Origin of the sequence: Paenibacillus graminis, assembly GCF_000758705.1 — a bacterium.
Classification (GTDB): domain Bacteria; phylum Bacillota; class Bacilli; order Paenibacillales; family Paenibacillaceae; genus Paenibacillus_AQ; species Paenibacillus_AQ graminis.
The window spans coordinates 4,099,953-4,121,832 of the sequence record NZ_CP009287.1; the positions used below are offsets into that span (position 1 = coordinate 4,099,953).

Below are 21,880 nucleotides of genomic sequence, written 5' to 3' on the forward strand. Positions count from 1 at the left end.
TGTATAAAAGGAGAGAATTATATATGTCATCTTTATTCAGTTTGGCAGGTAAAACAGCAATCGTAACCGGTGCTGCCCAAGGTCTTGGACAAGGGATAGCTCTTGCCTTTGCAGAAGCAGGCGCAGACGTGATCTCCGCTTCCCTCAATGCAAGCGACGAAACAGTAGCCGCGGCCAAAGCCTTTGGCGTAAAAGCACTCAGCATCGCAGGCGATTTGAGCGATCACACCAAGCTTCAAGGCATGTTCGACGAAGCTGTTGCTTTTACCGGGAAGGTAGACATTCTTGTCAACTGCGCAGGCATGATCCGCCGCACTCCAGCCAAAGACCATAGTGAAAAGGACTGGTTCGATGTCATCAATCTGAACTTGAACACAGTGTTCCTGCTGTCGCAAATTGCCGGACGCCACTTCCTGGAAAGAGGCAACGGTAAAATCATCAACATCTGCTCTATGCTCTCCTACCAGGGCGGGATCAACGTGCCCGGGTATACCGCGAGCAAGCACGGCGTAGCCGGTCTGACCAAAGCTTTTGCCAATGAATGGGCTGGCTCCGGTCTGAATATCAACGCTATCGCTCCAGGATATATGGCTACTGAAAATACTGCACCAATCCGTGCCGACCAGAACCGTTCCGACTCTATCCTCGACCGTATTCCTGCGGGACGCTGGGGAACTGCGGAAGATGTTAAAGGACCTGCTGTGTTCTTGGCATCGGCAGCTTCCGACTACCTGAACGGCCACATCCTGAATGTCGATGGCGGATGGCTCGCCAGATAAATCCGGGATTATACAATCAGGCTGCGGGCGTGTTATGAAATGACATCGGCTTACTCTGCAAGCAGCTGCTGCTAATCCTGCCTTCAAGCCAAAAAGGCTGCACTGTCCACACTATGGACGCTGCAGCCTTTTGCAGTTTTAGAACAAACGCCTAACACCAGAATGACAAATTGCTCCCAAAGATCTTTTTTCCCAGTGGTCCTCCAGTAAAAAAGCATGCCTGGCATCTCTCAGGTAAATTCAACAAATTCATCCGGGTGGGTACGGATATATTCAGCGATTATAGTATGGCTATCCGGTATAATCCGCTGAAAGCGTTCATACAAGACGTTGATGATCCGCCGCAGATCCTGGTCTGTTTCGAGGTCCTTCAAACCCGCATCGCCCCATTCCAATCCCAACCTGAGGTTTCTGGTCTCCAGCCTCTCCTGTGTCTCTTCGAGCAGCTCCCGCAGCACATTATCTGCAAAAAAACGCACCCCCTCCAGCACTCCGCTCCAATAACCTGGCTGTCCCAGTAAGTAAGAGCTCCAAGCATATAATTCTGCCGGTGAGCGGTAGCTGTGGTCATACATGATGCGGAACATGCAAAGTGCTCTCTGTCCCTTGCCCAGCTCTGTGATTGCCGCAGCTTTTACTGCTGGAGATTTCCCGCGGATCCGCATAAAGGTGGGCTCCATACAAGCCCATGCGAGCCTTTCATCACTATAAGAATCAAAATCTATCCTTCCCATGGCCACGAGCATGTTCATCGCCTCCTATGTCATATTATACCTTTTCGGACAATGCCTGCGGGCGTTCGGCCTTTTTTGTGATAGGTTTAATGCAATTAGACTTACAGGAGCATCCACAGGACAGAGGAATTCTCACTATTTGTGATGCACAGGGCCAAGTGGCCGGTACCGTCCCGCAAAGCTGTCCCTCAAGTCATAGCAACAGTTTTTGGAGGATAGCCCCAGATGTCTATTTTCCAGCAATCTGTTAAAGATGGTCAAAACGTGAAAAACGGCGATTCTCCTATCACGGGAACCGCCGCTTAGCTGCTGATTTAGTGCGCCCGCTTCAGGATAGCCAGGCCATGAACCGGAAGTGTGAGCACAGCAGGGACAGCCTCGCCTGACTCCAATTCCGTGTATGCTCTGCCGTCCAGCTCTACGGACTGCTCCATGCCGCTGAAATTCTGCACAAATACATAATCGATTGCGCCGTCTGTGCGCCATTGGGCCGTGACGCCCGCCGGCAGCTCCGTGTCCAATGTGCGGACAATGCCTGCCTGTTTGGCAATCGCCGCGTACAGCTCCACATAGAATCCGGCATCCTTCACGCGGGTAGCGAGATGGTAAGCACGGCCTTCACCTAAACGGTTCAGCGTCAGCGCAGGCTGCCTCGCATAGAAGTCTGTACGGTACGTGCCCAGCGCCTCTGCCCCTTCAAGGTGGATCAGCTCGGCAATCTCATGCGCGTCATAGTCTCCTTCGAGACTTAGGGCATTGCCGGAATTCATCACCAGCCCGTTCAGATCACGGCTGTGCAAGCCTTCGGTCTCTTCGGCCCAGATGCCAAGTGTACGGCGCAGAGGGCCAGGGAATCCGCCCAAATGGCAAAGATCCGTCTCTCCGACCACACCCGACCAATAAGTTCCCAAGAAGGTACCGCCTTCTTCGACATACTTCTCAATCCGTTTGCCGTTGTCCTCGCTGATCAGATACAGCATGGGTCCGATCACCAGCTTATAGGCGGAGAAGTCTTCCTCCGAACCGATAATATCGACCGGAATGCCCAGCTCCCACAGTGCCTGATAATGCTGAAGCACCGTTTCTTCATATTTCAGGCCGGAGTTGCGGATACCCTGGGCATCCTTAACCGCCCAGCGGTTGTCCCAGTCATATATAATAGCGGTCTGCACAGGTGTGGTTGTGCCTACTACGTCTTGCAGCTCTGCGAGGGTACGTCCAACTTCGGCAACATCGCGGAAGACACGGGTTTCGGCGTGGCCGCTGTGGTCAATCACGGCACCGTGGAATTTCTCGCTGGAACCGCGGCTTTTGCGCCATTGGAAGTACTGGACAGAGTCTGAGCCGTGGGCAACCGCCTGCAGCGAAGACAGCTTGTGCATGCCAGGCCGCTTCAGCTTGCTGACCGACTGCCAGTTCGTAAGCGAAGGTGTGCTTTCCATGAGCAGGAATGGCTTGTGCTTGAAGGTACGGAACATATCGTGGTGCATCGCCGTCCAGGCCGCGAGCCGGGCATCGTCATTATCTTCGGTGTACCCCCAGGCCGGATAGGCATCCCAGGAAACGACATCCAGGATTTTGGCCAGCTTGCGGTAATCCACGCCGTCAATATTGTGCATATTGGTCGTTACCGGCAGCTCAGAATTATAATTGCGCACAGAATCAATCTCGTGCTGGCAGAAATCAATCGTCGACTCGCTTACGAAGCGGCGCCAGTCCAGGTTAAGTCCGTGCACCTGGTTTTCTCCGTGCGGGGCCGGGGACTCCACCTGATCCCAGGAAGTGTACGTATGGCTCCAGAACGTTGCCCACCAGGCATGATTCAATTCATCCAGGCTGTCGTCGTATTTCACCTTTAGCCATTCCCTGAAGTTGGCCTGGCACAGGTCACAGTGGCATTCACCGCCGTACTCATTCGAGATATGCCAGCCAATACCTGCCGGATGATCCGCGTAACGCTCAGCCAGTTTGCCGTTCAGCAGGGCTGTCTTCTGCCGATACACCGGCGATGTATAGCAGTGGTTGTGCCGGACACCATGCAAATTGCGCACGCGGTTTCGTTCTACCCGCAGCACTTCCGGATATTTCGCTGACATCCAGGCGGGACGTGCGCCGCTCGGGGTAGCCAGAAAAGCATAAATCCCATTCTCGGCAAAGGTATCGAGAATGCTGTCCAGCCAATGGAAGGTGAATACGCCTTCCTCCGGCTCCAGCGATACCCAGGAGAAGATGCCTACAGACATTACATTGCATTTCGCCAGTTTCATCATGCGGATATCCTCACGCAGCACTTCAGGATATTTCAGCCATTGCTCGGGATTATAGTCGGCCCCATGCAGCATGGCCGGAATCTTGCTGCTGACCGGGGATAATTTCATATTCATTGGCAGGTTCATCCTTTCGGCAGGTTGTCCATGTCCAGATGGGATTATTCTCTGATAATATGTGAGGACAAGCCCTGTCTATTTCATGAATCATTCTTTATACTGTATATAATATAGGATAAAATCATTCAGGCAGTAGGAGTATACACTCGCTTTACTAGCACAAAATGAATACGAGGTGACCATCATGCTCCCCTTCTCGCTAATTGAAATGCCGCGCGACCCGAACCGTTTTCCCTTGTATCCCTATTCGGTCGGCCGGCACATCCAGTATCATCATGTTCGGCCCGGCGGTTTTCCCGTATACCAAATCTTTCTGATCCGCACCGGAAAAGGCTTATTCCGGGATCTAGAGACTGGTGGGGAAACGGTTCTCGAATCCGGTATGGCTTTCGCTTATCCGCCGGACCGGGGCCATGAATATTACCCGCTGTCCCTGGAGCCCTGGCATGTGGGCTTCATCGGCTTCCACGGGGACCTCTCCCAGGGGCTGCTGGAAGGAATCGGGATGCAGCCTGCCGCCCTGCCCTTACGCCCTGAGCGCTTCGAGGAGTGCTGGGAACAGGTGGGCAGTATCTGGCACACTGTGAACCAGCAGGCCAGCCGTCAGGATGAACAGGTGATGCAGGAGCTGTCCGTAGCGCTCTACCGGCTGCTGCTGCTGCTTCGCCGCAGTGATTCTGACACAGGCCCCGCTGGGCGGCTGGAACTGGAGAACGTACGCAATGAGGCATTGCAGAAGGCGGTAAGCCTGATCAATGAGCATTTTACCGAACCGCTGCTGGTCTCTAATCTTGCGGCCGCCGTAGGGTACTCCGTACAGCACTTTCAACGGCTGTTCCTGCAGGAATACGGGATTACACCGCATAAATATTTGCAGAACCTCCGTCTGGAGCGCGCACTGCAATTGATGAGGGAGAATGCCGATATACCAGTACAAGACATCGCACTGAATCTCGGCATGGAAACCAATTATTTCATCCGTGTCTTTCGGAATACATATGGTTGTACGCCGGGGACGATGCGCAAGCGGCTGCATGAATCCTAAACAGGAGACAACCTGGTATGACGCTGCCCAAGTGACGAAGTGCCCGTTCGAAAGGATCACGTTTATCTAGCAGACACATAAAGACAATACACACACAAGGTGGTAGAAGCTGTGGAGATTTTTGAATACATCTTACTCATGCTGGCGGCAATCGCGTTATCCAATTTGCTGAACCGGTTTATCCCGTCCGTTTCGGTCCCTATTATTCAGATTGCTCTCGGGGTCGGGATTACCTATCTGCCTTTGCATTTTGAATTAAGGCTTAACCCCGAGCTGTTTTTACTGTTGTTTATCGCTCCCCTGCTGTTCAATGACGGGCGCCATTCTGACAAAGAAGCGCTGTGGAGCTTGAAGAAACCCATTCTTTTATTAGCGTTGGGCTTGGTATTCATGACGGTAGTTATCCTGGGCTTCTTTCTGAATTGGCTGCTTCCTGTCATCCCGCTGGCTGCGGCTTTTGCGCTGGCTGCGGCACTCGCTCCTACCGATGCCATTGCCGTTGGCGCCCTGGAAGAGAAAATCCACATCCCCCATCAAACGATGAAAATCCTGGAGGGAGAATCCCTGATCAACGACGCTTCGGGGCTGGTATCCTTTCAGTTTGCTGCCGCAGCGATGGTAACCGGCGCTTTCTCCTTGCGTTCGGCCAGTCTGAGCTTTGTAGGAATATCCATCGGAGGCATTGTGCTTGGGCTGCTGCTGACCCTTGTGAAATATGTATTTGTGAAGTGGCTGCGCAAACTGGGCATGGAGAATGTAACGCTGCATATGCTGATTGAGGTCTTAACCCCCTTCGCAGTGTTTCTGGCGGCTGAGGAGCTTGGCGTTAATGGAATCTTGGCGGCTGTCAGCGCGGGTATCGCGCACTCCTTTGGCTATAAAAAATTGGACCCCGAGGTTGCCAGATTGAATATTGTGTCCAAAAGCACCTGGTCTGTCATCATTTATGTTCTGAATGGACTGGTTTTTCTGCTGCTGGGCACACAGCTCCCGGAAATTATACGGACGATCTGGAGCAGTTCCAACCTTGGACACGCCGAAGTGATCGCCTACACTCTGGTATTGACCCTTGCCGTGCTGACCCTGCGCTTTATCTGGGTTCTCTTCATGAAGCTTCCCGGAAGCAGTGAACAGATACCCGTCCGGGGACATAAAATCAGAAACGCGCTCATCCTGAGCCTATCCGGTGTACGCGGAACGATCACGCTGGCTAGTACATTATCCCTGCCTTTTCTCCTTGATAACGGGAACCCGTTCCCGGAGCGGGATCTGATTATTTTTTTGGCGGCAGGTGTCATTCTGTGGACCTTGCTGGCGGCTAACTACCTGCTGCCTCTTCTGATCAAAAATGAAGTGGATTCCGAAAATGACGAATCACACATTGAAATCGAAATCCTCCGCAATGTTGTGATTGCGTTAAGTGAACAAACAAATGAAGACAACAGAGCGGCAATCAGCAAAATTATCAGCACATACAATTCACGGATCCGCAAGCTGAAAAAGGAAGAAACCGGGGACAGGCTCCAACGCCCATGGATCATCCAGACGCTCAAATGGCTCCGGGAGAACACCTTGCAGGCGATCCAAAACAAAGAAGTCAATCCCTTCATGGCATACCGCTATTTGCATAGACTCAACAGAACGCTGTACCGCTTCACCAAAGATGAACAATACAGAACAGACCTGCTGGCGCTCCGGCAATGGATGGAAGTATCCGGCATCCTGCAGCAGGCCAGATTAACGTTTCAGGAAAGGCGCGCAGCCGTAGATGCATTCCGGATACGCAACATCCACTATGTTATTGTGCAATTAAAGAACATACTGCCTACAGCGGGAGCCGAGATTGAAGATGTCAGCTCTTTACTTCTGCGTTATGAACGGATGCTTGGCAGATATACGCGAAATGAACCTGACCCTTCGGCCAAAGAGGACTTGGATACGTCGCTGGACGAACTGGCCCGGGTAGGCATCCAATTAGAGAGAGACCAGATTCAGCACATGTTCGAATCCGGCAAGCTGTCGCGGGCCGGAATGAAGGGAATGAAAAGCAACCTGCTGCTGATGGAGCATGACCTCCGGGAATTAACCCTTTGAGCGGGCCGGGCAAATCCCCGGTCTAAGCGGTCCTGGCAGCAAGAAAATCAGCTGTGCCGCAGAGATCGCTTGCCTGAGAGCAGAACGGCTGTGCTGTCTCCCACGGACAGTACAACCGTCTTGTATTTCGGTCTAGAATTACCTTGGAGACCAACTCCCCATGAATCCTACCTAACTCCAAGTGGAAAAGTGTACTAATTTGCTAGAGTATCCCGTCATCGACAGATGAAGTGGAAAAAGGTACACTAATTCAGCTCATTTCTCCATTGGACGAGGAATATAGCTTGATTAAGTTTACTTTTTCCATTAAAATCTTACGATTTTTGAATTTTTGGAAAAATAAGCTCCCTTTTTCCAACTAGCACTTGGAAGGAGCCGGATGCTCCAACAACGGTATTTCCTCCGTTGTCTCCGGGCAACCCGGCCTTCGTTGCTCCAACAACGGTATTTCTGCTGTTGTTTCCGGGCAACCCGGCCTTCATTGCTCTAACAACGGCATTTCTGCCGTTGTTTCCGGGCAAACCAGCCTTCGTTGCTCCAACAACGGCATTTCTGCCGTTGTTTCCGGGCAAACCGGCCTTCGTTGCTCTAACAACGGCATTTCTGCCGTTGTTCGCTACAAAACTCGTCCATAAGTGTTTCTCCAAATTTCTGCACATTTTATCCATAAGAGGAAGTAATCATAGTTTCCTATACAACTTAAAAAACAGCTGCCCGCCCTGGACTTCATCCTCAAGTCCAGGCTGCAGCTGTATTTTAATGCCTATCCTTAGTGTTTAACAAATTACACTGCCGCAAATTGGCTGTTATACAGCCGGGCGTAATGGCCGCCGCGTTCCAGCAGGCCCTCATGAGTGCCGCTCTCGATGATATCACCGTCTTTCATATAAAGAATCACGTCCGCCTCGCGGATCGTGGACAGCCGGTGGGCAATCACGAAGCTGGTGCGGCCGGAAATCATCGCCAGAAAAGCCTTCTGGATACGCGCCTCCGTCAAGGTGTCGATACTGCTGGTCGCTTCGTCCAGAATCAGCATGGGCGGATCGGCAAGCATGACACGGGCGATGGTGAGCAATTGCTTCTGTCCCTGGGACAGATTATCCCCTGAACCGGAAATCTTCGTGGCATAACCTTCGGGCAGCCGCTGGATGAAGCTGTGGGCATTCGCAGCCTTGGCGGCGGCAATCACTTCTTCCTCAGTCGCCTCCGGCTTGCCGTATGCGATATTGTCGCGGATCGATCCCCCATACAGCCAGGTATCCTGCAGCACCATCCCGAAATTGCGGCGCAGGCTGTCGCGTGTAACGGCCCTGATATCGGTCCCGTCCAGCTTGATGCTGCCGCTGTCCACATCATAGAAGCGCATCAGCAGGTTAACCAGTGTAGTTTTCCCGGCCCCTGTCTGCCCGACGATGGCCACCCGTGTGCCCGGCTTCACTTCCAGGCTGAAATTCCGGATCAGCGGGCGCTCCGGAGAATAGGCAAAGCTCACCTGGTCAAATGTGATCGTCCCCTGGCTTATGCCGAGCACCCGCGCGTCTTCAGCATCCTGGGTTTCCGGCGGCAGATCCAGAATTGCAAAAATCCGCTGGGCCGAAGCCGTTGCTGATTGAAGCTGCGTAATGACACCGGTAATTTCATTGAACGGCTTTGCGAACAGGTTCGAATAGATCAGGAAGCTGGAGAGATCCCCGACTGTGAAATGGCCTCCGATCACCAGAGCGCTGCCAATCATGGCAATCACAGAAAACGTAATATTGTTCACCAGCCGTGTGCTTGGATTGGACAGCGAGCCGTAGAACTGGGCTTTGACACCGGTCTGGTACAGCTCATTATTCCGTACGGAGAACTCCGCGAAGCTGTGGTCTTCATACCGGAACGCCTGCACTACCTTCTGGCCGCCGACGATTTCCTCTACATATCCGTTCAGCCCGCCGAGTATTTTAGCCTGCTCGCGGAACAGCTTCTGGGAGCGTGTAGTTATGAACCGGGCGACATAAAAGGTTGCCGGTGCCGACAACAGCACAACCAGTGTCATCACCGGACTGATGTAAAGCATCAGACCAATGGCTCCGGCAATGGTCACCACTCCGGTAAGCAGTGTAGAGAAGCCTTGCAGCAATCCGTCCGAGACCGCATCCATATCATTCACGAACCGGGAAATGCTGTCTCCCTGCGGATGGTTGTCATGGAACTTCAGCGGCAGCACATTTAGCTTGTCGAACAGCTCCCGCCGCAAATCATAGACTGTCCGGTAGGCGATCCGGTTGGTATAGTAAGTCAGCAGCCAGCCAAAAAAGCTGCCGACCAAATAGACCACTGCCAGAAGCAGGAGCAGCCGGAGGACGCGGGCAAAATCCACTTGTCCAGGACCAGTCATCTGGTCGACAGCCCAGCCAATCAGGAGTGGACCGATCAGACTGGCGATCACACTCAGGAGAGCACAGAACACAGCGGCAATGGCGATGCCCCGGTGTTGTCTGGTATAACCTATAATTCTTTTCCAGGTTGCTCCAACATTCATCGTGCCCCCGCCTCCTCTGCAGACAGCTGGGACCCGCAGATTTCCTGGTATACGCGGCAGCTCTCCAATAATGCTTCATGTGTGCCAATACCGGCAATCCGGCCTTCGTCAAAGACAATGATCTGATCCGCCTGGCGTACGGTGCTTACCCGCTGGGAAACCAGCAATACCGTGATTTCCCCGCTGCTCTCCTTCAGTGCGCGGCGCAGCGCAGCATCCGTGGCAAAATCCAGTGCGCTTGCCGAATCGTCCAGAATCAGGATCTGCGGGTGCATAGCAACCGCCCTGGCGATGGTCAGCCGCTGCTTTTGTCCCCCGGACAGGTTCAAGCCTCCGCGTGCAACCGGAGTAGCCAGCCCTTCAGGCTGCTTCCGGATGAACTCTTCTGCCTGGGCGACAGTGGCGGCGGCCAGCAGTTCCTCTTCCGAGGCGTCCTGCTTGCCCCAGCGGATATTGTCAGCAATCGTACCGCTGAAGAGCGTAGCCTTCTGCGGTACGATGCCGATCTTCCTCCGCAGCTGCTCCAGCCCGTAATCTCTGACATTTACGCCTTCCACCCGTATCTCGCCCTCCACCGCATCATAGAAACGCGGAATCAGATTCACGAAGGTTGACTTCCCGGAGCCTGTGCTGCCGATTAGCCCTACGGTCTCTCCCCGGTTGATCGCCACAGAGACATCAAGCAGTGCCAGCTCACCGGTGGTGTTGTAGCCAAAAGATACATGCTCGAAGGTGATCGCCGGAGCCTGCTGATCAGCCCGGGGAAGCGGGTGCTTTCCGGTATCCGCAACGGAGGCTTCAGTATTCAGCACATCATTCACACGATTCGCCGAGGAAGAGGCCTTGGTGAAAATAATAACCAGATTCGAGACTACAATCAGCGCCAGCAGAATCTGGGTCACATAATTGATAAAAGCAATAATTTCCCCCTGAGACAGCCGTCCCGCATTAATATGGATGCCGCCTGCCCACAGAATGGCAATAATTGCGGCGTTGACCACCAGCGTTGTCATAGGTCCCAGCCATGCGGAGATGCGGGCGACACGGATTGCCGTCGCTGTGAGATCCTCCGAAGCGGCATCAAAGCGCCGCTTCTCACTTCGGCTCTTGGCAAAGGCGCGGATCACGCGGATGCCGGACAGGTTCTCGCTGAGCACAAGCGCCAGATGATCCAGCTTCTGCTGGTATTTGCGGTAGAGCGGCGAGCTGCGGGTGATGATGAAATACAGAATCACACCAAATACCGGAGTCGCCGCAAGCAGGATCAGCGAGAGCCGGAAGTCGAGTATCATGGACATGATAATTGCCCCAATACAGATAAATGGAGCACGGATGACCAGCCGGATCAGCATCGCCACCGCAAGCTGCAGCTGGTTCACATCATTTGTGATCCGGTTGATCAGCGAAGGCGTGCCAAAGGTATCCAGCTCGGCATAGGAGAGCGCCGAAATATGCTTGAACATCTTATTGCGCAATGAAGTGCCGAAGCCCTGGGAGGCCTTGGCGGCATAATATTGGCATACCAGGGAACAGCTGAAGCCCAGCAATGACATCAGCACCATCAGCCCGCCCATCCGGTATACATAGGCGCTGTCGTGGCGGCCAATCCCATTGTTGATAATCAGGGCGACGAGGGTTGGCAGCAGCAGTTCAAGAATCGCCTCCAGCAGCTTGAAGAATGGCCCCAGTGTCACTTCTTTTCTGTAGGGTTTAAGAAATACAGCCATTTTGAACACAGTAATCCTCACCTAACTTCATTAGTATGTAAGAGCTATGAAAATGAAAGAAGACCCGTTATGATTATGTCATACCTGCTTACATATTAATAATATTGGTTTCGTATCCATACGATATGATTCACATATGGCAGAGAACGCAAACCGGAGGTACACTTATGGATATCCGCCAGTTGAAATATTTTTTGGCGATTGCCGAAGAAGGTCAAATTACATCGGCGGCGAGAAAGCTGCAGATGGCGCAGCCGCCGCTTAGCCAGCAGCTCAAGCAGCTGGAGGAGGAGCTTGGCGTGCTGCTGGTGGAACGCGGTCCGCGGAGCATTCAGCTGACTGAAGCGGGAATGATCCTAAGGGAGCGGGCACAGCAGATTCTGGAGCTGACGGACTCTACCACCCGGGAGCTTAAGGATTTTGTTAAAGGTGTGTCCGGTACACTTTCCATCGGCACTGTCTCCTCATCGGCGGCTACCTTGCTGCAGGACCGGCTGGTGGAGTTCCATCACAACTATTCCGGGGTGAAATTTGAAATCCATGAAGGCAATACCTACCGGATCATCGATCTGTTGAACAAAGGGATTGTTGAAGTGGGCATCGTCCGCACCCCGTTCAGCAGCGCGGGCCTGGAGTGTGTCTACACGGTGTCTGAACCAATGATTGCCGTGATGGCTCATGAATATGACTGGACAGGCGGGAAGCCTGAGATTGAAATCGATGAGCTCCGGAACCGGCCCCTTATTGTTTACCGTCGCTTCGAGCAGCTGATCCGCGAGACCTGCCTGGAGAACGGATTTGATCCGCAATTCTTTTGCATGAATGACGATGCCCGCACCACCCTGCTCTGGGCCAATGCGGGGCTCGGAATCGGCATCATTCCGCGGTCGGCTTTCACCCTCGCGAGCAACAGCAATTTGGCAGCCAAGGAAATCCGCAGCGATTCCCTGAACACCCGGGTGGCTGCCGTCTGGATGAAAAACAAATACCTGTCCTCCCTGGCCGCGAAGTTTATTGAGAACTTTCAGAAGTAACGGCAGAATATAACAGGGCAGAATAATGGAAAATACTAAATATTGGAGGTATTAACCTTGTCGATAAAAGGGCTTAATCATTTTTTATTTTCCGTCTCCGATTTGGAAACGTCGATTGAGTTTTACAAAAATGTATTGGATGCCCGCTTGTTGGTCAAAGGCAGAACAACTGCTTACTTTGACTTAAACGGGATGTGGCTCGCTCTCAACGAGGAAAAAGATATCCCGCGTAATGAAATAAGTAAGTCCTACACACATATTGCTTTTTCAATTGAAGAAGCTGACTTGGAACAGATGTACGGGAAGCTGCTAAGCATGAATGTAAACATCCTATCCGGCCGGCCGAGACATGAAAAAGACAAGCAATCCATTTATTTTACGGACCCGGACGGTCATAAATTTGAGTTTCATACAGGGACTCTTCAGGATAGATTGGATTACTATAAACAGGAGAAGACACATATGGATTTTTTCGATTTATAAGTTTCATCCTATTAATCAGCACAAAAAACCCGCCCCGGTCATCACCGGTGGCGGGTTCATCTTTTTAACTTAATGCAGAAAAGGCCGCTGCGGATTACACCATGATTTTGCAGATATCGTTGGTGAACTGTACCGGATCATTTACCTGCAGGCCTTCGATCAGCAGCGCCTGATTATACAGCAGGTTCGTGTAGAGGCCAAGCTTCTCCTTGTCCCCTTCGGCTGCAGCTTTCAGGGATTTGAAGACATCATGATGAATGTTGATCTCCAGCACCTTATCCGCTTGGACTTCCTGGCCATTTGGCATCGCCTTGAGGATTTTCTCCATTTCGATCGTCAGCTCGCCTTCCGTAGAGAGGCAGACCGGATGGGATTTCAGGCGTTTGGAGGCTTTGACATTCTTCACTTTGCCGGACAGAATACCCTTCATGGCTTCGAACAATTCCTTGTTCTCATTTTCTTCCGCTTCCGATGGCTTGTCATCGGCATTTTCTTCAATCCCTAAGTCGCCGCTGGACACGTTTTTGAACTCTTTTTCCTTATAGGACAAGATCATCTTGATCGCGAATTCATCAATGTCGTCAGTGAAGTAGAGCATTTCGTATCCTTTGTCCGATACCATTTCGGTCTGCGGCAGCTTCTCAATCCGTTCCACGGATTCCCCGGAAGCATAGTAGATATACTTCTGGTCTTCCGGCATTCTTTCCACATACTCAGCCAAAGTCACCTGTTTCTTCTCCTTGGAGGAGTAGAACATCAGCAGGTCCTGAAGCGTTTCTTTTTCCATGCCATAGTCATTGTAGACTCCGAACTTCAGCTGTCTGCCAAAGGAAGTATAGAATTTCTCATATTTCTCTCTCTCATCCTTCAGCAGGCTCAGGAGCTGGCTCTTGATCTTGCTCTTGATGTTCTTGGCAATCAGCGTCAGCTGGCGGTCATGCTGCAGCAGCTCGCGGGAGATGTTCAGCGACAAATCCTCGGAATCGACCATCCCTTTGACGAAGCTGAAATAATCCGGCAGCAGGTCGGCGCATTTGTTCATGATCAGCACGCCGTTGGAATAGAGCTCCAGGCCTTTTTCATATTCCTTGGTGTAGTAGTCAAAAGGTGTGTTCTCCGGAATGAACAGGATCGCATTGTAGACCACTGCGCCGTCGGCACTGATGTGAATATGCTTCAGCGGCTTGTCGAAGCCGTAACGTTTCTCTGTGTAAAAGTTATTGTAATCCTCTTCGGTCAGCTCGTTTTTGTTCTTACGCCAGATTGGCACCATACTGTTGATGGTTTGCTCTTCCTTTGTTTCCTCGAACTCGTTATCGCTGCCTTCCTTCGGCTTGCTGCTGGTAATTTCCATCTTGATCGGGAAACGGATGAAGTCGGAATATTTCTTGATGATCGATTTCAGGCGGTATTCTTCCAGGAACTCATCATAATTGTCTTCTTCGGTGTTCGCTTTGATTTTGAGGGTAATCTCTGTCCCTACAGTGTCCTTCTCCGCCGGTTCAATCGTGTAGCCGTCTGCACCCTGGGATTCCCACTTGAAGGCCTGATCGCTGCCCAGCGCCTTGCTGACTACCGTCACATCGTCTGCCACCATAAAAGCAGAATAGAAGCCGACCCCGAACTGTCCGATAATGTTGTGGCCGTCCTTCGCTTCATTATCCTTCTTGAAAGCAAACGAGCCGCTGTTCGCGATAATCCCGAGGTTGTTCTCCAGCTCTTCCTGGTTCATCCCGATCCCCGTATCGGAGATAGTCAGGGTCCGGCTAGCCTTGTCGGCGGCCACTTTAATGTAATAATCTTCTTTATTGAACACCAGGCCTTCATCGGCCAGTGCTTTGTAATAAATTTTGTCAATGGCATCGCTTGCATTCGAGATCAGTTCCCGCAGAAAAATTTCGCGCTGCGTATAAATGGAGTTAATCATCATTTCCAGCAATCTTTTGGATTCTGCTTTAAACTCTTTTTTGGCCATGAATAAGTAAATCTCCTTTCAAAAATAACCTCTGATAGTTTCCGGCTGATTAGCACTCCAGTGCGATGAGTGCTAACACTTCCTTTTATATACCATATTCCTGTTTTTGATGTCAATATATTGCTGCATACCGGAACCCTTTTGCGCCAAAAAAGACTAGCGGACTGTGAATCTCTCCAATATATTTTTCCACAGGTAATCATTATCGTGAAACTCATCAGGCACCATGGGGATCTGCAGGGCGCACACATTCGAAAAAGGCCACGGGGTTTCAACAATTCCGCTCACCGGAGCCTGATTCACCACCAGCACATTGAATTCACCGGACACCAGCTCTTGTAGAACATCCAGCAGTTCCGCCGTTTCATGTATGGTTCCTTCCGTACGGATAAATAGAATCCGGTTTGCACTCCTGAGCGCCTCCAAAAACCGTGGTACACGCCGGGTAACCTTCTCCCTAAGCTCCGGGTAGCTCACAAGCTGGGTGGGTGTATTCTGATTCAACGGAAAATCATGGTGGGAGAATACATAATAGGCCGCATCCCGCACAATATAGCATTCGGCCTTATCGTTAATACCGGTAATTGCCAGATTGGGCAGTTCCATAAAATTAGAAAAACGGTTCCGCAAGAGATTGCTCACACCGGACAATGCGGGGGACTCCACCCAGTCCAGAACGCCTCCGATTTTCCTACGCATATGACGCGACAATTGGTCCGCTGCCAGACAATTCCGCCCCAGGCTAAAGATAACATCATAGGTTCCCTGTATCTCATTAAAGTTCATGTCCAATCCCCTCCTGCATCATTTACTATAGTTAATTACTCAAATAAAAAAGGGATTGGACTATCGGGCCTATAAACAGCGAATTAGTCAGATATGCAGGTCATAGCATAGGAATCTCACATACAATAATTGTATAAAATAGGATAGGCGGTGTACATTTTGGCCAAAATATCTGTTCTCATGCCAGTTTATAATATGGCCGCATATATTGAAGAAGCGATTTGCAGTATTCTTACCCAAACCTTTTCGGATTTCGAATTGCTTATTATTGATGACGGATCAACGGACGGAACTTTGGATATTATCCGAAAATTTGATGATACCCGAATTAAAGTGATTGCCCATTCAGTCAACCAGGGGCTGATCGCAACCTTAAATCAAGGCATCGGTTTATGCACAGGTGAATATATTGCCCGGATGGATGGCGACGATATCGCTTTGCGCCACCGGTTTGAACGTCAAGTGGAATTCATGGACACCCATCCGGATTACGGCGTTTGCGGTTCTCAGGTTTATATGTTAGGCAAAGACCGTGTTACCACAAAACCAATCAACCATGAAGAGATCAGATGCTGGCAGCTGTTCCACTGTACGATCGTGCATCCCACTATTATGATCCGAAGATCCGTACTTGTGAACCATGGAATCAGGTATCTGGATTATCCCCATGCCGAGGATTATGAAATATGGAACCGGTTAGCGGCAGTGACGCATTTATTTAACCTTCCCGAGGTTTTGCTCATGTACAGACAACATCCGGACCAGATTTCAAATATCCACACGCAGGTACAATTAGTCCAATCCGAACGGATCCGCAGAGAACAGCTGCGCCTGCTTGATATTGAACCCACCGCTGAGGAGTATCAGACCCATTTGGATTTTTGCCATTTCAGAATACGGGTGCATGAACCAAATCACTATTATCAATGCTTGGGATGGGCTCACAAACTCCTTGAAGGCAACCTGCGCACACAAAGGTACCACCATGAAACCTTAAATTCGGTATTGTCGCAATGTTTTAGTTTATCCGCATATTAGGATAACGCTAATGAGGGTTACCTCTTAGAACACTTTCATTAGCATCGGTCTTTCTGGGAATGTCACACTCAAAAAAAGGGTTGGGCAGATTCATGATTCTCCCCAACCTTCTTTATGTTTGCCCAGAATATACGGCGCTCATTTTGTTAAGATTCCGCCATGATAGCAGTAATATGATTTAGCCTGAAGTTGTTTTAGCTCTTTCAAGGACTGCTCTGCACGCTCACGGTCCAGACAAAAATGCGGATTGGCTATCATTAATTCCTCCCCGTCCCGAACCGCTGCATCGCCCGTAATGACACTGCTTAATTCAGGAAAATACAAAGAAATATGGCCTGATGTATGCCCTGGTGTAGCAATGACCTTACATTGCTGATTTAAAATCCACTCCCCGTCATGGACGGTTTGATCTACGGAAACATGTTTTAGACTTTTTAGCTGCTGCACGAACCAATGTCCAAAATCTTGTTGTTCCTCCGGCATATGCTCCAGCATGGCTTCTGCTTGGGCCAATCTCTCCGGCTTCACTTTGCCGCTGATAAATTCCGCTTCCACTCCGCTTGCCGTAATCGTAACTGAAGGGTATTTTTCTTTAAAATCGTACAAAGAACCGATATGGTCATCATCGTAGTGTGTGATCAGGATATTCTTTAAGTTCTGCATGTCATAGCCACGTGTAACAATCTCCTTCTCAATGAAAGGAAGAAACCCCGGATAGCCTGTATCCACCAGGGTTAATTGATTCTCTGATACAATCAGGCTTGGATAAATATAATTTTGTTGGCCATTATACTCAAATTCAATTGGAAGTTCGATTATTTCCATTGTTATTCTATCCTCCAAATAGGATTAATACTTCAGCTCATTTAACCTCCGCAGCCTCCATTTACAACGCAACAGCCTTTGCCTCAGCATCGGCCAGCAGCATCTGAATCAGCGACTGCAGCGGCAGCGACTTCCACTTCTTCGGATGGATCAGCAGCTGCAGATCGAAGTGGATTTCGGGATGTACAAAAGCCAGCTCCGCCAGAGTGCCCCGTTCAATCTCTTCTTCGGCTACAATTCTTGGAAGCAGGGCGATCCCCAGCCCATTGCGCACGCAGCGTTTGATCGCTTCCAGGTTGGACAGCTCAAAGCCGATGCGGAAATTGATCCCGTGCTCCCGCAAGAGATTCTCGAACAGGCTGCGGTAAATACAGCTCTCCTCGGAAACGATCAGCTCACATTGGTTCAGGTCCTGCAGCGTCACACCGTCCAGCTTGGCTAACGGGTGGCCCTTTGGTGCCACCAATACAAGCGGCTCGTCCCTGATAATCATGCGTTCCAGCTGAGAATCTGTAGTGGTGCGGTCAAGCATAAGGCCGATATCCACCTCGCCATCCCTGATCTTGGCCACCAGGTTCGCCTCCTGCTCCGTTTGCAAATGGATGTTCAGCCCCGGAAACGTTGTCCGCAGCTGCTGCAGAAAAGGCGGCAGGTAAAAGGCGGCAAGCGAATCTATCGTCCCGATGGTCAAGGTTCCCCCAATCTGCTGGGCGATGGTTTCTTTGGAGCGGTCGTACAAGTCCAATATCTCCACGAACAGCTTCAGCAGCTCTTCGCCAGGCGGAGTCAGGCGCAGCACCCGTCCATGCCGTTCCATCAGCGGGACGCCGTACTCCTTCTCAATCTTCTGAATCTGCATGGTCACACTGGACTGCGCATAGCCCAACTCTTCAGCCGCGCGGGTAAAGCTCTGCCGCTTCGCAACCTCGCGGAAGGTCCGCATATATGTTAAATCCATAATCTCTCACCCTAACATCAATAATATTGATAACCTACATCATTTATTATAGCTAACGCCGATGGAATATTCCATGCTACAGTAAGATAAAAGGATTTTAACATTTTGGAGGACGATATTCATGTTAACAGAAGAACAGATTTATGGAATCTACGTTCCCGTGGTAACCCCGTTCAATGCTGCTGGCGAGATCGATCTGGAATCGTATCAGCGTTATGTGAACAACATCATCAAGAACAGTATTCATGGTCTGGTCGTCAATGGAACCACTGGAGAATCGCCGACAGTCAATATACAGGAATTACAGACCCTCGTGGACACCTCTCGGGACCTATTGAAATCCAGCGGCATTCCGCTGGTCATCGGCACAGGCACTAATGATACTGCCTCCACAGTAGCCCGTACCGAGCTGGCTGCAGACTCAGGCGCCGATGGCGTTCTGGTTGTCGTACCTTATTACAGCCGTCCTTCACAGCAAGGCATTATTGAGCATTTCCGCAAAGCCGCCGAGGTGGGCATTCCGGTCATTGCCTATGATATCCCCGGCCGCACCGGAGTCGGCCTGTCCGTCGATACGGCACGCACCATCCTCGAAATGAACAATGTCGTGGGCTTAAAAGACTGCTCCGGCTCGCCGCTGCTCGTCTCAGAACTGTCCCGCCTAGGCTCCAAGCCGGTGCTATGCGGCGATGACCTCCATTTCTTCGATATGCTGGGCTGCGGAGCCGCCGGCGGCATGCTGGCCTCGGCCAACGTACATACCGCCAAATTCCTCGGCATCTATGAACAGTTCAGAGCCGGACGGATTGAAGAAGCCAGAGCGGCATTCGACCAGCTCATCCCGCTGATGAAGCTGCTCTTCAAGGAATCGAATCCGGCCCCGATCAAATGGCTGCTCAGCGCCTATGGCGAAATCGCTTCAGACACGCTCCGCCTGCCGATGACCTCCATCAGCTCCGGGCTGCGTGAAGAATTGGGAGCTTACCTGGCCGGGTCAAACCATCTGGCAGCCATTTGATATTATGCTGCACAGCAACAACCGCCAGGTTACAGTCTTATACTGTAACCTGGCGGTTGTTGTTATTTGAGAATGCCGCAAATAATCCGCAGCCGCTCATTATCCAGCTGTCTCTATGCTGCACCGCAGCCATCTGTAAGGCCTGCAGCTAGCGCACAACCCGCCTGCGGGGCATAGCCTGCCTCAGGCGGAAATCAGAGGTATTTTTACCTCTCTTTCCCCTGTATGGCCCGCCTGCGGCGGAATCAGAGGTATTTTTACCTCTACTTCCCCCATGTGGCCCGCCTTAGATGGAAATCAGAGGTATTTTTACCTCTACTTCCCCCATATGGCCCGCCTCAGATGGAAATCAGAGGTATTTTCACCTCTCCTTCCCCCGTATAGCCTGCCTCAGGCGGAATCAGAGGTATTTTTACCTCTCCTTCCCCCATATGGCCCGCCTCAGATGGAAATCAGAGGTATTTTTACCTCTCCTTCCCCCGTATAGCCTGCCTCAGGCGGAATCAGAGGTATTTTTACCTCTCTTTCCCCGTATAACCTCCTCAGGCGGAAATCAGAGGTATTTTTACCTCTTGTTCATCCCACATTGCAGCCTGCTCGCAGCCATTTCTTTTCCAAAAAGCAAAAAACAGCCTCCCGCCAGGGAAGCTGTAGCCTACAAATCAATCAGCCGCTGTTTATTACGATCTGCCTGCTTTGGCAGCAGGTCTGCTGCTGGTGCGGCTGTTGTAGTTATTGCCAGGTCTGCCGCCTTGGGTGCCGGCAGGTTTGCTGTTCTGCCCGGCACCGGTCCGTTCACCCTGTCTGCCGCTAGCGCTGCCGCCGACTTGGCTGCCTGTACCAGCTCCGCCGCCGTATCCTCCGTTGGCTTTGCCGCTAGCGCCGGCTCCAGATCTTGCTCCACTGGCGGGAGCATTTCCAGGTTTTGCACCGTCGGCTGCATGGCGGACCGGCTCTCCGTTCGGTCTGCCTCCCGCGCGGTTCTTGCTTCCGCCGCCAGAGCTGTTACCCGGACGGTTGCCCTGTGTGAACCACTCCGATTTCGGCTTGCGCGCCGGATTGGTCTTCGCCTTGGCTGCCGTCTTCGCCGGGGCTTTGGCCGGACGTTCATTCAGCAGAGCCTGGGCACTTTTGGACATCGGATACGCATGGTCCTTCACTTCCGGAATCGTCTTGCCGATCAGCTTCTGGATATCCTTAAGGTACGGGATTTCTTCAGCTTCGCATAGAGAAATGGCAATTCCGCTCATGCCGGCACGGCCAGTGCGGCCGATACGGTGAACATAAGTTTCCGGAATGTTCGGCAGATTGAAGTTGATGACATGCGACAGCTCATCAATGTCAATCCCGCGGGCGGCAATATCCGTAGCAACAAGCACGCGTGTAGCTCCGCTCTTGAAGTTGCGCAGCGCATTCTGGCGGTCATTCTGGGACTTGTTGCCGTGAATCGCTTGGGCGGTAATGTTGATTCGGGTTAAATCGCGGGTCACCCGGTCAGCTCCGCGTTTCGTGCGGGTGAAGACCAGTGCAGACACAATCGATTTGTCCTGCAGCAAACGGTTCAACTGATTTTGCTTATTGCCGTTCTCCAGCAGATAGATGGACTGTTCAATTCTGTCCACAGTAGAGGAAACCGGAGTAATTTCGATTTTCACCGGGTTCACCAGCAGCGTCTTGATCAAATTGGAAATTTCCGTCGGCATAGTAGCCGAGAAGAACAGGGTTTGTTTTTTGGCAGGCATTTTGGCGATAATCCGCTTCACATCATGAATGAAGCCCATGTCGAGCATCCGGTCCGCTTCGTCCAGAACAAGAATCTGCACATATTGCAAATCAACATGCTTCTGGGTGATTAGGTCAATGAGCCGGCCTGGAGTTGCAATCAGGATATCTGCACCTTGGCTTAAAGCCCGCTCCTGGGCTTTTTGCGATACACCACCGACAATAGCTGTTGAACGGATACTGGTAAATTTGCTGTAGGCCTGGATATTTTCCGAGATTTGCAAGGCAAGCTCTCTGGTAGGCGTGAGAATCAACGAACGAACCCGGCGTTTCCCCCCGGCTGCGGAAGGCTGCTGGCTCAACAGCTGAATAATCGGCAAAGAAAATGCTGCTGTTTTGCCTGTTCCGGTCTGCGCACAGCCAAGGACGTCTCTGCCGGCCAATGCCGCAGGGATCGACTCCTCCTGGATCGGGGTTGGGGATGTATAGTTTTCCTGGCTCAAAGCCTTGAGGATTGCTGGGATCAAATTCAAATCATTAAAAGTCATGTTGTCTCCTTAATTATCAATACATATATTTTTTATAGATCATGAACGAACAGAATTCAGCTTATTCCTGCGTCTCCACATAGCGCATTTGTAAGTCATAACACATAATGATACCACAAATCCGCATATAAGATAACCCTACAAACTGGGATTGAATTTTCAAGGTGTAGCTGGCCCCCAGTACAGAGTACGTTTAAACCGGA

General features: G+C 51.2%; 17 protein-coding genes. 7 read left to right on the forward strand and 10 right to left on the reverse strand.

Translation table 11 applies throughout. The features are described 5' to 3' along the window. Positions 1-23: 23 nt before the first annotated feature. The gene (gene kduD, locus PGRAT_RS17270; RefSeq protein ID WP_025704708.1) at positions 24-779 is read left to right on the forward strand and encodes a 2-dehydro-3-deoxy-D-gluconate 5-dehydrogenase KduD; all 756 of its coding nucleotides are present in this window, start codon (positions 24-26) and stop codon (positions 777-779) included. Between the two features lie 230 nt (positions 780-1,009). Here the strand turns inward: kduD and PGRAT_RS17275 are convergent, their stop codons facing one another. Continuing rightward, positions 1,010-1,525 carry a hypothetical protein gene (locus PGRAT_RS17275; protein ID WP_025704707.1) on the reverse strand — a complete coding sequence of 172 codons (516 nt, stop codon included), beginning with the start codon at positions 1,523-1,525 and terminating at the stop codon, positions 1,010-1,012. A 302-nt stretch (positions 1,526-1,827) separates the two neighbouring features. Next, the gene (locus tag PGRAT_RS17280; RefSeq protein ID WP_025704706.1) at positions 1,828-3,897 is read right to left on the reverse strand and encodes a beta-galactosidase; all 2,070 of its coding nucleotides are present in this window, start codon (positions 3,895-3,897) and stop codon (positions 1,828-1,830) included. A 187-nt stretch (positions 3,898-4,084) separates the two neighbouring features. Here PGRAT_RS17280 and PGRAT_RS17285 point away from each other — a divergent pair, with 187 nt between their 5' ends. Next, positions 4,085-4,945 carry a helix-turn-helix domain-containing protein gene (locus PGRAT_RS17285; RefSeq protein ID WP_025704705.1) on the forward strand — a complete coding sequence of 287 codons (861 nt, stop codon included), beginning with the start codon at positions 4,085-4,087 and terminating at the stop codon, positions 4,943-4,945. A gap of 111 nt (positions 4,946-5,056) precedes the next feature. After that, positions 5,057-7,039 (forward strand): Na+/H+ antiporter, encoded by a 1,983-nt coding sequence (locus PGRAT_RS17290; protein WP_025704704.1) that lies wholly within the window; start codon positions 5,057-5,059, stop codon positions 7,037-7,039. A gap of 314 nt (positions 7,040-7,353) precedes the next feature. On the opposite strand, the gene PGRAT_RS17295 is transcribed toward PGRAT_RS17290, so the two are convergent. From PGRAT_RS17295 to PGRAT_RS17305, 3 genes are all read right to left on the reverse strand, one after another. Continuing rightward, entirely contained in the window at positions 7,354-7,686 is a 333-nt protein-coding gene (locus PGRAT_RS17295; protein ID WP_174469028.1) for a hypothetical protein, read from the reverse strand. A 137-nt stretch (positions 7,687-7,823) separates the two neighbouring features. Further along, positions 7,824-9,563: an ABC transporter ATP-binding protein gene (locus PGRAT_RS17300; protein ID WP_025704702.1), complete on the reverse strand. Its 1,740-nt coding sequence runs from the start codon at positions 9,561-9,563 to the stop codon at positions 7,824-7,826. Further along, positions 9,560-11,299 carry an ABC transporter ATP-binding protein gene (locus PGRAT_RS17305; RefSeq protein WP_025704701.1) on the reverse strand — a complete coding sequence of 580 codons (1,740 nt, stop codon included), beginning with the start codon at positions 11,297-11,299 and terminating at the stop codon, positions 9,560-9,562. The genes PGRAT_RS17300 and PGRAT_RS17305 overlap by 4 nt, the downstream gene beginning before the upstream one ends. 158 nt (positions 11,300-11,457) lie before the next feature. Between PGRAT_RS17305 and PGRAT_RS17310 the strand changes: the two genes are divergently transcribed. Together PGRAT_RS17310 and fosM are read left to right on the forward strand one after the other, a co-directional pair. Then, positions 11,458-12,324, forward strand: coding sequence for a LysR family transcriptional regulator (locus tag PGRAT_RS17310; protein WP_025704700.1), 867 nt, complete (start codon positions 11,458-11,460; stop codon positions 12,322-12,324). Positions 12,325-12,381: 57 nt separating this feature from the next. Further along, positions 12,382-12,807 (forward strand): FosM family fosfomycin resistance protein, encoded by a 426-nt coding sequence (gene fosM, locus PGRAT_RS17315; protein ID WP_025704699.1) that lies wholly within the window; start codon positions 12,382-12,384, stop codon positions 12,805-12,807. 94 nt (positions 12,808-12,901) lie between these two features. Here fosM and htpG read toward each other — a convergent pair whose 3' ends face one another. Then, positions 12,902-14,782 (reverse strand): molecular chaperone HtpG, encoded by a 1,881-nt coding sequence (gene htpG / locus PGRAT_RS17320; protein ID WP_025704698.1) that lies wholly within the window; start codon positions 14,780-14,782, stop codon positions 12,902-12,904. Positions 14,783-14,938: 156 nt separating this feature from the next. Beyond that, a complete protein-coding gene (locus tag PGRAT_RS17325; RefSeq protein WP_025704697.1) occupies positions 14,939-15,568 on the reverse strand; it encodes a DUF1796 family putative cysteine peptidase in 630 nt (209 codons plus the stop codon). Between the two features lie 159 nt (positions 15,569-15,727). Between PGRAT_RS17325 and PGRAT_RS17330 the strand changes: the two genes are divergently transcribed. After that, positions 15,728-16,606, forward strand: a complete 879-nt coding sequence (locus tag PGRAT_RS17330; protein ID WP_025704696.1) for a glycosyltransferase family 2 protein — start codon at positions 15,728-15,730, stop codon at positions 16,604-16,606. 138 nt (positions 16,607-16,744) lie between these two features. Here PGRAT_RS17330 and PGRAT_RS17335 read toward each other — a convergent pair whose 3' ends face one another. Together PGRAT_RS17335 and PGRAT_RS17340 are read right to left on the reverse strand one after the other, a co-directional pair. After that, the gene (locus tag PGRAT_RS17335; protein WP_025704695.1) at positions 16,745-17,431 is read right to left on the reverse strand and encodes an MBL fold metallo-hydrolase; all 687 of its coding nucleotides are present in this window, start codon (positions 17,429-17,431) and stop codon (positions 16,745-16,747) included. Positions 17,432-17,492: 61 nt separating this feature from the next. Then, positions 17,493-18,389 (reverse strand): LysR family transcriptional regulator, encoded by an 897-nt coding sequence (locus PGRAT_RS17340; protein WP_025704694.1) that lies wholly within the window; start codon positions 18,387-18,389, stop codon positions 17,493-17,495. A 121-nt stretch (positions 18,390-18,510) separates the two neighbouring features. On the opposite strand from PGRAT_RS17340, the gene dapA reads away from it, so the two are divergent. Next, complete coding sequence (gene dapA, locus PGRAT_RS17345) at positions 18,511-19,407, forward strand: 4-hydroxy-tetrahydrodipicolinate synthase (RefSeq protein WP_025704693.1); 897 nt, start codon at positions 18,511-18,513, stop codon at positions 19,405-19,407. A 680-nt stretch (positions 19,408-20,087) separates the two neighbouring features. Here the strand turns inward: dapA and PGRAT_RS17350 are convergent. Continuing rightward, a complete protein-coding gene (locus PGRAT_RS17350; protein WP_025704692.1) occupies positions 20,088-21,677 on the reverse strand; it encodes a DEAD/DEAH box helicase in 1,590 nt (529 codons plus the stop codon). Positions 21,678-21,880: the final 203 nt, after the last annotated feature.

What these genes read in the sequence shown, in the direction of transcription:
- kduD (WP_025704708.1), top strand. Translation starts at nt 24, where the DNA reads ATGTCATCTTTATTCAGTTTGGCAGGTAAAACAGCAATCGTAACCGGT.
- PGRAT_RS17275 (WP_025704707.1), bottom strand. Translation starts at nt 1,525, where the DNA reads ATGCTCGTGGCCATGGGAAGGATAGATTTTGATTCTTATAGTGATGAA.
- PGRAT_RS17280 (WP_025704706.1), bottom strand. Translation starts at nt 3,897, where the DNA reads ATGAATATGAAATTATCCCCGGTCAGCAGCAAGATTCCGGCCATGCTG.
- PGRAT_RS17285 (WP_025704705.1), top strand. Translation starts at nt 4,085, where the DNA reads ATGCTCCCCTTCTCGCTAATTGAAATGCCGCGCGACCCGAACCGTTTT.
- PGRAT_RS17300 (WP_025704702.1), bottom strand. Translation starts at nt 9,563, where the DNA reads ATGAATGTTGGAGCAACCTGGAAAAGAATTATAGGTTATACCAGACAA.
- PGRAT_RS17310 (WP_025704700.1), top strand. Translation starts at nt 11,458, where the DNA reads ATGGATATCCGCCAGTTGAAATATTTTTTGGCGATTGCCGAAGAAGGT.
- htpG (WP_025704698.1), bottom strand. Translation starts at nt 14,782, where the DNA reads ATGGCCAAAAAAGAGTTTAAAGCAGAATCCAAAAGATTGCTGGAAATG.
- PGRAT_RS17325 (WP_025704697.1), bottom strand. Translation starts at nt 15,568, where the DNA reads ATGAACTTTAATGAGATACAGGGAACCTATGATGTTATCTTTAGCCTG.
- PGRAT_RS17335 (WP_025704695.1), bottom strand. Translation starts at nt 17,431, where the DNA reads ATGGAAATAATCGAACTTCCAATTGAATTTGAGTATAATGGCCAACAA.
- PGRAT_RS17340 (WP_025704694.1), bottom strand. Translation starts at nt 18,389, where the DNA reads ATGGATTTAACATATATGCGGACCTTCCGCGAGGTTGCGAAGCGGCAG.
- dapA (WP_025704693.1), top strand. Translation starts at nt 18,511, where the DNA reads ATGTTAACAGAAGAACAGATTTATGGAATCTACGTTCCCGTGGTAACC.
- PGRAT_RS17350 (WP_025704692.1), bottom strand. Translation starts at nt 21,677, where the DNA reads ATGACTTTTAATGATTTGAATTTGATCCCAGCAATCCTCAAGGCTTTG.